Origin of the sequence: Vibrio sp. Y42_MX_L11 (assembly GCF_024181785.1) — a bacterium.
Lineage (GTDB): Bacteria > Pseudomonadota > Gammaproteobacteria > Enterobacterales > Vibrionaceae > Vibrio > Vibrio diabolicus.
This window is the reverse complement of record NZ_JAMZAP010000001.1, coordinates 307,368-319,482: the sequence shown is the minus strand read 5'-3', so window position 1 is coordinate 319,482 and position 12,115 is coordinate 307,368. Positions and strand designations below refer to the sequence as shown.

The window sequence follows — 12,115 nt, the reverse complement described above, 5'->3', positions numbered from 1 at the left end:
TTTCCCCTTTAACAGTAAGGAAATAGTGGTAGTTTTAATAAAAGTACCAGATACACACAGGGAGAGGTACACATGATTATTTACTTACACGGCTTTGACAGTACAAGCCCGGGTAACCACGAAAAAGTTCTTCAACTGCAATTCATCGACGACGACGTTCGTTTTATTAATTACAGCACCCTTCACCCAAAGCACGACATGCAACACTTGTTAAAAGAGGTGTCTAAAGTTATCGATCAATCTGATGATCCAAACCCGTTAATCTGTGGGGTTGGTTTAGGTGGTTATTGGTCTGAACGAATTGGTTTTCTATGCGGTATCAAACAAGTGATGTTTAATCCGAACTTGCACCCAGAAAAAACGATGGCTGGTCGAATCGATCGCCCAGAAGAGTACGAAGATATCGCAACAAAATGTGTTGATCAGTTTCGAGCGAAAAATCAGGCGCACTGCTTGGTGATTTTATCCAAAGATGATGAAGTGCATGACAATGCGAAAACTGCAGCTGAGTTAGAAAAATACTATCAAATCATTTGGGACGAAACGCAGTCCCACAAGTTCAAAAAGATCTCTCACCATTTACAAGCGATGAAGGCATTTAAAAATACTTAAGAGTGTTTGAGTGTGAACAGTAAAGCGGCATTTTTTATCGGCTGCTTTGCTGCGACCCCCTTTTGTGAGTATGCCGAGTCCCTTTCTCTTTAAAGGCCTCATTTTTTGGTTTAGCGCTTAAATTATTGTGTTCTTCTTACCGTTTTCTTACTTCCATCCTATGTGGCACGAATACCTTGTTGTAGAGTAGTCGAAAAGTAGTCAATCCGTACTCGTCACACGGATTTTGGTTGCCTTCAAAGTACGTCTCTATATAATGAACCAGACTAAAATAATTTGATAAATATCAAAAAAAATTGAGAGCGAGTAATAAACTTGCCCAAAAATCTCTGGCGTCGTATGCGTACCAGACAAATATGCTGATTCCTAACAAGTTATTGATAGATAAAGAATAAAATTAGGCAGCAGTTTTTAATCCAAATAAATTGAGACACCTCTAAGAACCAAGAATTCATCGGTTGGATGTATGGCACAGCATGCCTGTGAGCCATATGTCGAGCTGAACCCCATATATTCATTTTTGTAGAGGAAAATCATTGTGACACGCATTATCGTTGTAGGCGGCGGTGCTGGTGGTCTTGAGTTGGCAACTAAGCTTGGCCGAACTCTAGGTCGCAAGAACCGTGCGCAAATTACGCTAGTAGATCGTAAAGCGAGCCACTTGTGGAAGCCATTATTGCATGAAGTTGCAACTGGCTCTTTGGACGAAGGGGTGGATGCTCTGAGTTATCGAGCTCATGCAAAAAACCACAGCTTCGACTTCCAAATGGGTAGCCTTCAAGACATCGACCGCGAACGTAAAGTGATCATCTTAAGTGAGCTTAAAGATGAGCATGGTGAGCTTCTGATGCCAAGCCGCGAGCTAGAATACGACATTCTGGTCATGGCGATTGGTTCAACATCAAACGACTTCAACACTCCTGGCGTTCGTGAGAACTGTATTTTCCTAGACAGTCCAGAACAAGCGCACCGTTTCCGCACAGAAATGAACAATGAGTTCCTAAAACTGCACGCGAAAAACGGTAACGGTACGGTGGATATCGCGATTGTTGGTGCTGGTGCAACTGGCGTTGAGCTATCTGCAGAACTACACAATGCCGTTAAAGAGCTGCGTACTTACGGCTTTGGCGATCTTGACTCTAGCAAGCTGAACGTCAACCTGATTGAAGCAGGAGAGCGTATTTTACCAGCGTTACCTCCACGTATTTCTTCTGCTGCTCATCAAGAGTTGGTGAAGTTGGGCGTAAACGTACGCACGGCAACCATGGTGACTAAAGCTGAAAAAGATGGCCTCACCACGAAAGATGGTGAGAAGATCCCGGCACAAATCATGGTTTGGGCTGCGGGTATTAAAGCACCAGATTTTATTAAAGATATCGCTGGTTTAGAAACGAACCGTATCAACCAGCTGGTAGTGAAAAATACACTACAAACGACGCGTGATGATGACATTTTCGTTATTGGTGACTTAGCACAATGTACTCAGGCTGATGGTTCGTTTGTTCCACCACGTGCGCAAGCTGCGCACCAAATGGCAAGCCAAGCATTCAGCAACATCGTTGCGAAGATCAACGGACGCGAGCTGAAAGATTATGTGTATAAAGATCACGGCTCATTGGTGTCTCTAAGCCGTTTCTCTACCGTTGGTAGCTTGATGGGCAACCTAACCAAAGGATCGATGATGGTAGAAGGCCGTATTGCACGTGTCGTTTATATCTCGTTATATCGAATGCACCTGATGGCGTTGCACGGCGTATTTAAAACCGGACTGATGATGCTCGTGGGCCGTATCAACCGAGTACTGCGTCCAAACCTTAAGCTTCACTAAGACGCCAAATTCACATCTACGCGGATTGCGCGGATGCTGTATCTTCGAAATATAAAAAGCCACCGCAAGTCGGTGGCTTTTTATTTATGTTAGATCTGCCGGTAAAAGTGAGTACACAACGCCATCCTTAGGCTTACCATGAAAAATAAACCGGTTTCTGGCGATGGTTTCTTTTTGTGCACCGACTGACTCAATTAAGGTTTGGCTTGCTTCGTTGTCGGGGTCACAGACAATTTCCAGTCGAGTTAAACTCAGCTTTGCAAAGCAGAATTCAGCCAAGGCTCTAACGGCTTCTTGAGCATAGCCCTGTCGTTGATAGCGGTCAGCAACCCAGTAGCCAATACTTGCCATATTAAACGTGTGATATAACTCGTTTACGGCGGCCATTCCTACTAGAGTGTTACTTTGTCGCTCATAGATACCGAAACCGAAAGCTTCTGTTTTTACCCAGTTAAGTCGGGTTGCCAACAGGAAGTCCTGTGCATCTTTCAACGTAACGTTTTGATTACACCAATCTAGCCACTGGTGTAGGGAAGGGGATTCTGCAAGCAAACGTTGTAGTGAGTGAGCTTCTTCAGAAGGGATGAGCTTGAGCGCTAAGCGGGGCGCAATGATTTCAAAATCTGGACTCATGAACTGATACGACTTCCATGTTGAGTTTAAGTAATTTGAAAACTGTCTACTTCATACTGTAACGCAGTTATTTTCCTTGCTCTGCGTTGGTTAGGAATAACTGAGGACATAACAGATAAAAACAAAGCGCAGCAAATGCTGCGCTTTGTTGAATCACTCGTGCTTATCGAACGCGACGAACTTGAATGATCATGCCCATCAATGGGTTGTCTAGGTAATGAGTCTCACTACTACGCATACGGCGTTTTTGATCCATTCGATAGCTCTTGAGGAACTTTTCTTCTGTTATTGTAGGGGAGATTTCCGCCAAGTTACCCACTTGAACATTACCATCGACCTCACCTAAATCATCCGCCAATTGCTCGGTTGAAGTTGGTTCAAAACGCACTTCTCTAACACTTGGCTCGCGCAGGTCTAGTGTCGTTTCAGCGAATAGATAATGCTGCACGTAAATTTGGAATCGACCGTCTAGTTCATACAAAGGACCGTTGACTGTCTCTTCACTGTAACCGTCAGTGGAAAATGTCTGAGTACTGCCATTGATTGGACTACCATCTGCGTGATAAGAATCAGAAAAATCTCGTCCACCAACAATACGGAAAATTGGGGCGCTAGATTTGCCTCGGTCACCTTGACGCCATGCTACGTGTTTAAGCACTTTAAACCCAGCATGGTTGTTTAATGCCGCTTCTTGCGCATTCAGGCGGAAAGATGAGCGTGGCAGTAGTGTTACGCCTTTAGAGCGACGGTATGATTCACTCTCTAAGCTGCCGACATTTTCCATATCGATTTTTGGCAGTTGATTCGGCCAAGATTCAGTGGTGCTTTCAGCGTCGACTGCTCGCTTGAAAATGATCACTTCAATATCAAATTGACGCTGTGCCCAAGAAGGCATTGAGACACATAGAAGCAATAACGGGATCAGTATTCTCATTCGACTATTAGCTCGTTGGTAATAAATTCTGTTTAAAATCATTCAGTAAGTCTTGAACAAACTGAATGCGTTTACGTCGGTCCGCCAATGGTACGCTAAACTTGAACTTAGTTGGACCTTCCATTGCAAATTTTTGCGGCTGTGATTGCAGCAGTTTAACCAAATACGCTGGATTTATGTCAGCATCAGGGTAAAACTCGATAAATCCACCTTTATCATGGGCTTCTATCTTTTTCGCTTTTAGGCTACCAGCCGAAATTTTCAATTCTGAGACAGCAAGTAAGTTCTTCGTCGCGTCTGGAAGCAGTCCAAATCGATCGATAAGTTCCACTTTGAGCTCTGAGAGTTCTTCACCACTCGTAACGCTCGCAATACGTTTGTACATCGACAGTCGTGTATTCACATCCGGGATGTAATCGTCTGGCAAGAGCGCTGGGATTCGCATTTCAACTTCAGTTTGTTCACGAAGCAGCTCGTCCAAAGAAGGTTCTTTACCTTCTTTCAATGCTTGGACTGCTTGTTCCAGCATTTCCATGTACAGTGTAAAACCAACCGATTGAATTTGCCCACTTTGCTCGTCACCAAGCAGTTCACCAGCCCCACGGATTTCCAAGTCGTGAGTTGCTAGAGTAAAGCCTGCACCTAAGTCTTCCAGTGAAGCAATCGCATCAAGACGCTTGATAGCATCTTTGGTCATGGCTTTTGGATGTGGCGTTAATAAGTAAGCATAGGCTTGATGATGAGAGCGTCCAACACGGCCACGCAATTGGTGCAGTTGCGCTAAACCAAGGTTGTCTGCACGATCCATAATAATGGTATTCGCCGTTGGTACGTCGATACCAGTCTCGATGATCGTTGTACACACCAACACATTAAAGCGCTGGTGGTAGAAATCATTCATGATGCGCTCCAGTTCGCGCTCACGCATTTGACCATGTGCCACGGTAATTCGTGCTTCAGGAATCAGCTTTTGCAAGTCTTCCGCGGTTTTCTCGATAGTCTCTACCTGATTGTGCAGGAAGTAAACCTGACCACCACGCATGATTTCACGCAGTACCGCCTCACGGACCACAGATTCTTCTCTTTGACGAACAAAGGTTTTGATGGCTAAACGACGCGCTGGAGGTGTCGCGATGATAGACAGATCGCGCATGCCACTCATGGCCATATTCAAGGTACGTGGAATTGGTGTTGCGGTGAGGGTAAGAATGTCCACATCCGCACGCATTGCTTTGACTTTTTCTTTTTGACGAACCCCGAAGCGGTGTTCCTCATCAACGATCAACAAACCTAAATCTTTGAATTTAATGTCGCTCGAAAGCAGCTTATGTGTACCAACGACAATATCGACTTTACCATCGGCAACGTCTTGCAAAATGACTTTTTGTTCTTTGGCCGATTTAAAACGAGACAGTACTTCAACTCGGATTGGCAAGTTGGCAAAACGGTCACGGAAGTTTTCGAAATGCTGCTGAGCAAGTAAGGTTGTTGGTACGAGTACGGCGACCTGTTTACTGTTATCCGTTGCGACAAATGCTGCGCGCATAGCGACTTCCGTTTTCCCAAAGCCCACGTCACCACACACTAAGCGATCCATCGCTTTTGCTTGGCACATGTCTGACAAGACGGCATTGATGGCCATCGCTTGGTCATCCGTTTCTTCAAATGGGAACGTTGCTTTAAACGTTGCGTATTGCCCACGATCTAGCTCAAATTTGAAGCCCGGTTTTAATTCTCGTTTAGCGTAAACATCCAGCAACTCAGCCGCGACATCACGCACTTTTTCTGCCGCTTTACGACGTGCTTTTGCCCAAGCCTCGCCACCCAATTTATGCAGTGGTGCACTTTCTTCAGCACCGCCTGAATAACGGCTAATAAGGTTTAGTGATGAAACTGGTACGTAGAGCTTGGCATCGTTTTGATACTCAAGGGTGACGTATTCCGTTTTCATGCCACCAGCTTCAAGTGTTTGCAAACCGATGTAGCGGCCAATGCCGTGATCAATATGAACCACGGGTTGACCGGGTTTCAATTCCGCAAGGTGGCGAATAACGGTGTCACTGTTGACTGCTTTCTTATCTTTGCGGCGTCGCTGGATAACGCGGTCACCGAGAAGATCACTTTCACAGATCAGAGCGAAGTTCAGCTCTTCGTGAATGAAACCATGCTCTGCAGCGCCTAAGATCAAACTGAAGCGATCACCCGAATCTAGAGCTTGGTAAAGTGAACCATGTACGACTGGGCGAACTTTGATGCCTTGCAACAGTTCTGTTAGTGCTTCACGACGACCTTCCGACTCTACCGAGAAAACAATTTTGCCGCTGAATTGCTCACTGAATTGACGAAGACGCGAAAGCGGTTCTTTATTTTGTTGCTGAACGCCAAGCTCGGCTAACGATTGTACTGGTAGGTTTTGACGACCAGCACGCTTAACCACTTTCTCTAGGCTCAATTGAGCCATAGGGAGCTGTTTTAGTTGGCTGAAGAGTTCGTCTTTATTCAGCCAAAGTTGTTCAGGAGTCAAAAGAGGACGTAGTGGATCAACTTTTTTCTGGTCGTACCGATATTCGACATCGGTTAAGAAAGTATCGACCGCAGATTCAATATCACCATATGTGATGACTTGAGAGTCTTCTGGCAAATATTCAAATAAAGTCTCGGTATGGTCAAAAAACAGCGGTTGCCAATACTCAATACCCGCGGGCCAAGTGCCTTTGGTCACTTGCATGTAGATCGACTCTGGCTCTCGGCGTGCTTCAAATTGGGTGCGCCAACGTGTACGAAAATCCTCAATCGCTTCTTTAGTGGTTGGGAACTCATGCGCGGGCAGCAATTGGATTTGCTGAATATCGTCGATAGAGCGTTGGTTCTCTGGATCAAAGGTGCGAATGGTATCTATCTCATCATCAAAGAAGTCGATGCGATACGGGTCATCGCTGCCCATAGGAAAGAGATCCAGAATCGACCCACGGCTCGCGTATTCACCTGGCCCAAATACTTGGTCTACGTGGCGGTAGCCCGAATTTTCAAGTTGTACACGTAGCTTCTCAAGCGAGAGTCGATCACCAGTTTTCACCATTAAAGTGTGTTGCAACAGAAAATCACGTGGCGATTGGCGTTGCAATACTGTACTGACCGGGACGATGGTTATGCCATCACGTTGGCTTGGCAGTTGGTATAGGCGCGCGATACGTTCAGAGATGATTTCTTGATGCGGAGAAAAGTTATCGTAAGGCAGCGTTTCCCAATCAGGGAACAGGCTTACTGTTTGGTCGGTGAATTGTTCAATCTCCGCTTGAAGTTTTAAAGCGATTTGCGGGTCAGGCACGACGAGTAGCGAGTGACTCGAATGCTGCTTGGCTAGCTCAGCAATAGCTAGAGGTAGAGCCGCGCCCGGTAAATTACCTAGCTGTTTTTTGTCGCCACGCTCAGAAGGATTGGTGACGGAAAGAATCGTTGCTTTTGTCATAGGAGTTATTTTTTATCTCGCTCCATCGAGCGCTGACGTAAAAGTTTTTGTTGTTGATATAGTGCCGCTTTTATCAGCAAATCTTGGTCAGATTCACGTAGCATCTTATATCTAAGAGTGATAATGAAATCTTGCTCTGAAGCCTCACATTCTTCTACTTGAGCGTAACCGTAAATCGCTGCAGCAGGATGGTCGAGAAACAGTTTAACACGAACGAGTTGTTGGGCAGATAGCGCTGTATCTGAACGGTAACTGAGTTGGCTGGCGCCAAACTTTGTGGTTTGGTATCGAATGGAGGCGTCATCTTGTTGTGAAAGCATAAAGCTCAACAAGAGGTTAAGTTTCGCGTTTTGCGTATCAAGCAAGTTAATCACATGCTTTAAATCTTTGTTTTTTAGCTCTAGACGTGCATTGTCTGCCAACATATCTAGATGGCTAAATTCGCTGGCAACAATAAACGGTGCTGGAATTTCGGAGACAAAGGTTTCTTCATCTGGCAAAGCAAAATCCGCACTCAACGTTTCGACGTTGATAGTGAGATTATGATGGACGGTAAAGTATTCTTGCTCTGTCATATAGTCGGTCCTTTTGCCAGCGAGCGCTCCCTGTTCACTCAACAAACAAAGAGAAGTAGGGCACTGATTATCGCTAACTGAATGAAGTTATCAAGTTTACCTGATTTGTCCTTGAACTTTTTGCCCTAAATACAGACTTATTGCATGTCGTTGACAAATTTAGCGATTCTCTTGTCTTCTTAATGAGAAGAGTAAGGTAAGATAATCTGCTAAAGCTTTATATCAAAACAACCAGTTGGTTTGTCTTATATGTATCATCCTATCTCATTATTTATTGGTTTGAGATATCTTCGGGGACGCTCTGGAGATAGGTTCAGCCGATTTGTTTCTTATATGTCGACGGCGGGTATTACGATCGGTGTAATGGCGTTGGTGACGGTTCTTTCTGTGATGAATGGGTTCGAATCGCAGTTAAAAGAGCGCATTTTAGGTGTGCTGCCTCACGCTGTTGTTTCACAACACGATGGAAAAACGCCGTTGACCGAGTCTGCCCCTTCATTTGTTCAAGCGATGTCGAGTGAATCTGAACCGGAGCCTATCGTGCGTGGAGAGGCTGTAATTCAGAGTTCTGCGCAACTGACGGCAGGTTACCTCATTGGCATTGAACCAAAGAAAGGCGACCCGATTAGCAACCATTTGATTGCTGGGCGATTATCGTCACTTCAAGCGGGCGATTACAATGTCTTTTTAGGTCATAGTTTGGCGCGCTCTCTAAAGGTATCAATGGGGGATAAAGTGCGCTTAATGGTGACCAACGCGACGCAGTTTACCCCACTTGGCCGTATTCCTAGCCAGCGCAATTTTACTGTCGCTGGTATTTTCAATACGGGATCGGACGTTGATGGTCAATTAATGATTGTTAACATGACGGATGCATCTAAGCTGATGCGTTTTCCGAAAGACACGGTTTCTGGTTGGCGTGTCTTTTTCTCTGATCCATTTATGGTGACGGATTTTGCTGATCAACCCATGCCTGACGGGTGGCAATGGAGGGATTGGCGCGAACAGCGTGGTGAGCTTTTCCAAGCGGTGAAAATGGAAAAGAACATGATGGGACTCATGCTAGGTCTGATAGTGGGCGTTGCTGCATTCAATATTATCTCCGCCTTAATCATGGTGGTGATGGAGAAGCAATCAGAAGTCGCAATATTGAAAACTCAAGGCATGACTCAATCTCAAGTGATGACCATTTTCATGGTGCAAGGTGCAAGCAGTGGTGTAATTGGCGCGATTGTTGGTGGTGCTGCGGGCGTGATCTTGTCACTTAACCTGAACGCTATTCTTGAATCTGCTGGTGTGGCGCTATTCAGTTTTGGTGGTCATCTACCCATCTTGATTGATTCACTGCAAATTCTTTTAGTGGTGGTGTTGGCGATTGCTCTTAGCCTTGCTGCTACGCTTTATCCTTCTTATCGAGCATCTTCTGTTAAACCTGCTGAGGCACTTCGCTATGAATAAGCTATTAGAATGTCGTGATATTCGTAAAGTCTACCGAGAGGGTTCGTTAGATACGGAAGTGTTGAAAGGCGTAAGTTTCGATATCGACAAAGGGGAGTTGGTTTCTATTGTTGGCTCTTCTGGTTCGGGAAAAAGTACCTTATTGCATATTTTAGGGGCGTTAGATGACGCAACTCATGGTGAAGTTGATTTTCTAGGGCAAAACCTATCGGCTTTAAGTTCGAATAAACAGGCGGCTTTACGCAACAAGCACCTTGGTTTTGTATACCAGTTCCATCACTTGTTAGCTGATTTTACTGCGCTTGAAAACGTGGCGATGCCACTGATGATTGGCGGCGCTAAAGTAGCGGATGCAAAACAGGCGGCTAAAGTGTTGTTAGATAAAGTTGGTTTGAGTCATCGGATGCAACACAGGCCTTCTGAGTTATCGGGCGGTGAGCGTCAACGTGTTGCGATTGCGCGTGCATTGGTGAATAAGCCTGATCTGGTTTTGGCCGATGAACCTACGGGGAACTTAGATCACAATACGGCACTGTCTATCTATGATTTGATGCGCGAGCTCAATAAAGAGTCAAACATTGCATTTTTGGTTGTCACGCATGACAAAGAGCTGGCAGCGAAAATGGATCGTCAAATGCACATGCAAGATGGTTTGCTCGTAGATCGTTTTGTGACTGATACTGCGTCTGCGGAGGGCTAATTTTGTTTTCATCTTTAGCATTGATGATTGGTGGTCGCTTCAGTCGAGCGAAAAAGCGCAACAAGATGGTGTCTTTCATTTCGCTTTCTTCAACGATTGGTATTGCGGTTGGTGTAGCCGTGATCATTATCGGTCTTTCTGCAATGAATGGCTTTGAGCGCGAGCTGCAATCGCGTGTGTTGTCAGTTATTCCACACGGTGAGTTGGAAGGCGTTAATGGTCCGCTTCATAACTACACCAAAACGATGAATCAAGCCCTAAACCATGAAGATGTTGTTGCGGCAGCGCCGTACGTTCGTTTTACGGGGTTAGCAGAAAAAGGCAGTAAGCTAAAAGCGATAGAAGTTCGTGGCGTAGAGCCTACTTTCGAGCAAGCGGTGTCGAGCTTATCGAATTTTATTGACCAAGAAGCTTGGCAAAACTTTTATGCCGGTCAGAAGCAAGTGATCTTAGGCCGAGGTGTTGCAAACGAGCTAAATGTCGCCGTGGGGGATTACATTACGTTGATGATTCCGCAAACAGGCGGCGCAAACAAAGTGCAGGCTCCCAAGCGTGTGCGCGTGAAGGTGTCTGGGTTCTTAACGTTGAATGGCCAAATAGACCATTCTTTAGCGTTAGTGCCATTAGCGGATGCTCAGCAATACGCGAGGTTAGGGGAAGGGGTCACTGGCATTTCACTAAAAACGGATGATGTTCTCAATGCGCCTTCTATTGTTCGTGAGGTAGGTAGCATGGTGGATGTTTACGTGTATTTGAAAAGCTGGCAGCAAAAGTTTGGTTTTTTGTATCGCGATATTCAGCTCGTACGCACCATTATGTACTTGGTGATGGTACTCGTGATTGGTGTGGCATGTTTTAACATTGTGTCTACGCTGATGATGGCAGTGAAAGATCGAGCCGCAGAAATTGCAATTTTGCGAACAATGGGAGCAAAAGATAGCCTAATCAAACGTATCTTTGTTTGGCAAGGCGTGTTCTCTGGTGTATTTGGCAGTCTCGTCGGCAGTGTTATTGGTGTCTTAGTGGCGTTAAACCTGACTCCGTTAATTAAAGGGTTAGAGAGCTTAATCGGTCATCAGTTTTTATCGGGTGATATTTACTTCGTCGACTTCTTACCATCACAGTTACACTGGCCAGACGTAGCATTGGTGTCGGTGACGGCGATCGTTTTGAGTTTGCTTGCAACGTGGTATCCCGCTTCTCGCGCCGCGAAGTTAAATCCGGCAGCGGTGCTGAGTTCTAAATAACCAACCGTTTTACAATACGAGAAAAGCAAACAGGACCGAATTCGGTCCTTTTTTGTATTTATCCAACTTGAGCGACATCGTGTTTCATTCTAACTGTTAGGTGCCCCTCAACTGATAGCGCAAATGCTGATTTTTATGCAGTAACGTCTTATCTTATTTTGCGTTTTTGCCAGCTCCGAACCACTGAGTAGCGCCAAAGTCCTCTAATGCCGAAGTAGCCAATAATCGCGGATATGACACCACAGATAGCACAGCCTAATAAGAATGGAGGGCCAATAGTGCTCATCTGTTGCATGATGAATTCCCACGAAAGTTCAAAGTGGAAAGGTTGCGGAGGAACATGCATCACTAAAGCGCCAAGCTTATACGCAAAATAAAATAACACAGGCATGGTGATGGGGTTGCTTATCCATACCAAAGCGACGGAGAGAGGTAAATTGACGCCAAGCATGATTGCCAAACCTGCAGCCATGATCATTTGGCTTGGTAGCGGAACAAATGCCATAAATAACCCGACAGCAAAAGCCCCAGACGCCGAGCGACGATTTAAACACCACAAGTTCGGGTTGTACAACACATTGCCGAAGACCTTCAATGCTTTTTGGCGTTTGATCAATTCATGATCTGGCATGAAGCGTTTTATCAGCTTTCTAGGCATA

At 45.3% G+C, this 12,115-nt stretch carries 10 protein-coding genes; 5 read left to right on the top strand and 5 right to left on the bottom strand.

The window, feature by feature from the left end; genetic code table 11:
* The first annotated feature begins 72 nt into the window (after nt 1–72).
* Nucleotides 73–612 carry an alpha/beta hydrolase YcfP gene (ycfP, locus tag NL643_RS01370; protein WP_012842003.1) on the top strand — a complete coding sequence of 180 codons (540 nt, stop codon included), beginning with the start codon at nt 73–75 and terminating at the stop codon, nt 610–612.
* A gap of 538 nt (nt 613–1,150) precedes the next feature.
* Complete coding sequence (locus NL643_RS01365; protein WP_005390626.1) at nt 1,151–2,440, top strand: NAD(P)/FAD-dependent oxidoreductase; 1,290 nt, start codon at nt 1,151–1,153, stop codon at nt 2,438–2,440.
* An 84-nt stretch (nt 2,441–2,524) separates the two neighbouring features.
* On the opposite strand, the gene NL643_RS01360 is transcribed toward NL643_RS01365, so the two are convergent.
* The 4 genes from NL643_RS01360 to NL643_RS01345 all read right to left on the bottom strand — a co-directional run bounded on the left by NL643_RS01360 (nt 2,525) and on the right by NL643_RS01345 (nt 8,051).
* A complete protein-coding gene (locus tag NL643_RS01360) occupies nt 2,525–3,073 on the bottom strand; it encodes a GNAT family N-acetyltransferase (RefSeq protein WP_047008529.1) in 549 nt (182 codons plus the stop codon).
* Between the two features lie 163 nt (nt 3,074–3,236).
* A complete protein-coding gene (locus tag NL643_RS01355; protein WP_074191059.1) occupies nt 3,237–4,007 on the bottom strand; it encodes a peptidoglycan binding protein CsiV in 771 nt (256 codons plus the stop codon).
* 7 nt (nt 4,008–4,014) lie between these two features.
* The gene (gene mfd, locus NL643_RS01350) at nt 4,015–7,476 is read right to left on the bottom strand and encodes a transcription-repair coupling factor (protein ID WP_253643780.1); all 3,462 of its coding nucleotides are present in this window, start codon (nt 7,474–7,476) and stop codon (nt 4,015–4,017) included.
* A 5-nt stretch (nt 7,477–7,481) separates the two neighbouring features.
* On the bottom strand, nt 7,482–8,051 hold the full coding sequence (locus tag NL643_RS01345) for a PilZ domain-containing protein (protein ID WP_114322529.1): 570 nt from the start codon (nt 8,049–8,051) through the stop codon (nt 7,482–7,484).
* A gap of 249 nt (nt 8,052–8,300) precedes the next feature.
* Here NL643_RS01345 and lolC point away from each other — a divergent pair, with 249 nt between their 5' ends.
* The 3 genes from lolC to lolE are packed head-to-tail and all read left to right on the top strand — an operon-like array spanning nt 8,301 to nt 11,456.
* Complete coding sequence (gene lolC / locus NL643_RS01340) at nt 8,301–9,509, top strand: lipoprotein-releasing ABC transporter permease subunit LolC (RefSeq protein ID WP_253643779.1); 1,209 nt, start codon at nt 8,301–8,303, stop codon at nt 9,507–9,509.
* The gene (lolD, locus tag NL643_RS01335) at nt 9,502–10,209 is read left to right on the top strand and encodes a lipoprotein-releasing ABC transporter ATP-binding protein LolD (protein WP_237283738.1); all 708 of its coding nucleotides are present in this window, start codon (nt 9,502–9,504) and stop codon (nt 10,207–10,209) included. Before lolC ends, lolD begins: the two co-directional genes overlap by 8 nt.
* A gap of 2 nt (nt 10,210–10,211) precedes the next feature.
* Entirely contained in the window at nt 10,212–11,456 is a 1,245-nt protein-coding gene (lolE, locus tag NL643_RS01330) for a lipoprotein-releasing ABC transporter permease subunit LolE (protein WP_048626175.1), read from the top strand.
* 148 nt (nt 11,457–11,604) lie between these two features.
* On the opposite strand, the gene NL643_RS01325 is transcribed toward lolE, so the two are convergent.
* The gene (locus tag NL643_RS01325; protein WP_006742150.1) at nt 11,605–12,114 is read right to left on the bottom strand and encodes a DUF2062 domain-containing protein; all 510 of its coding nucleotides are present in this window, start codon (nt 12,112–12,114) and stop codon (nt 11,605–11,607) included.
* Nucleotide 12,115: the final 1 nt, after the last annotated feature.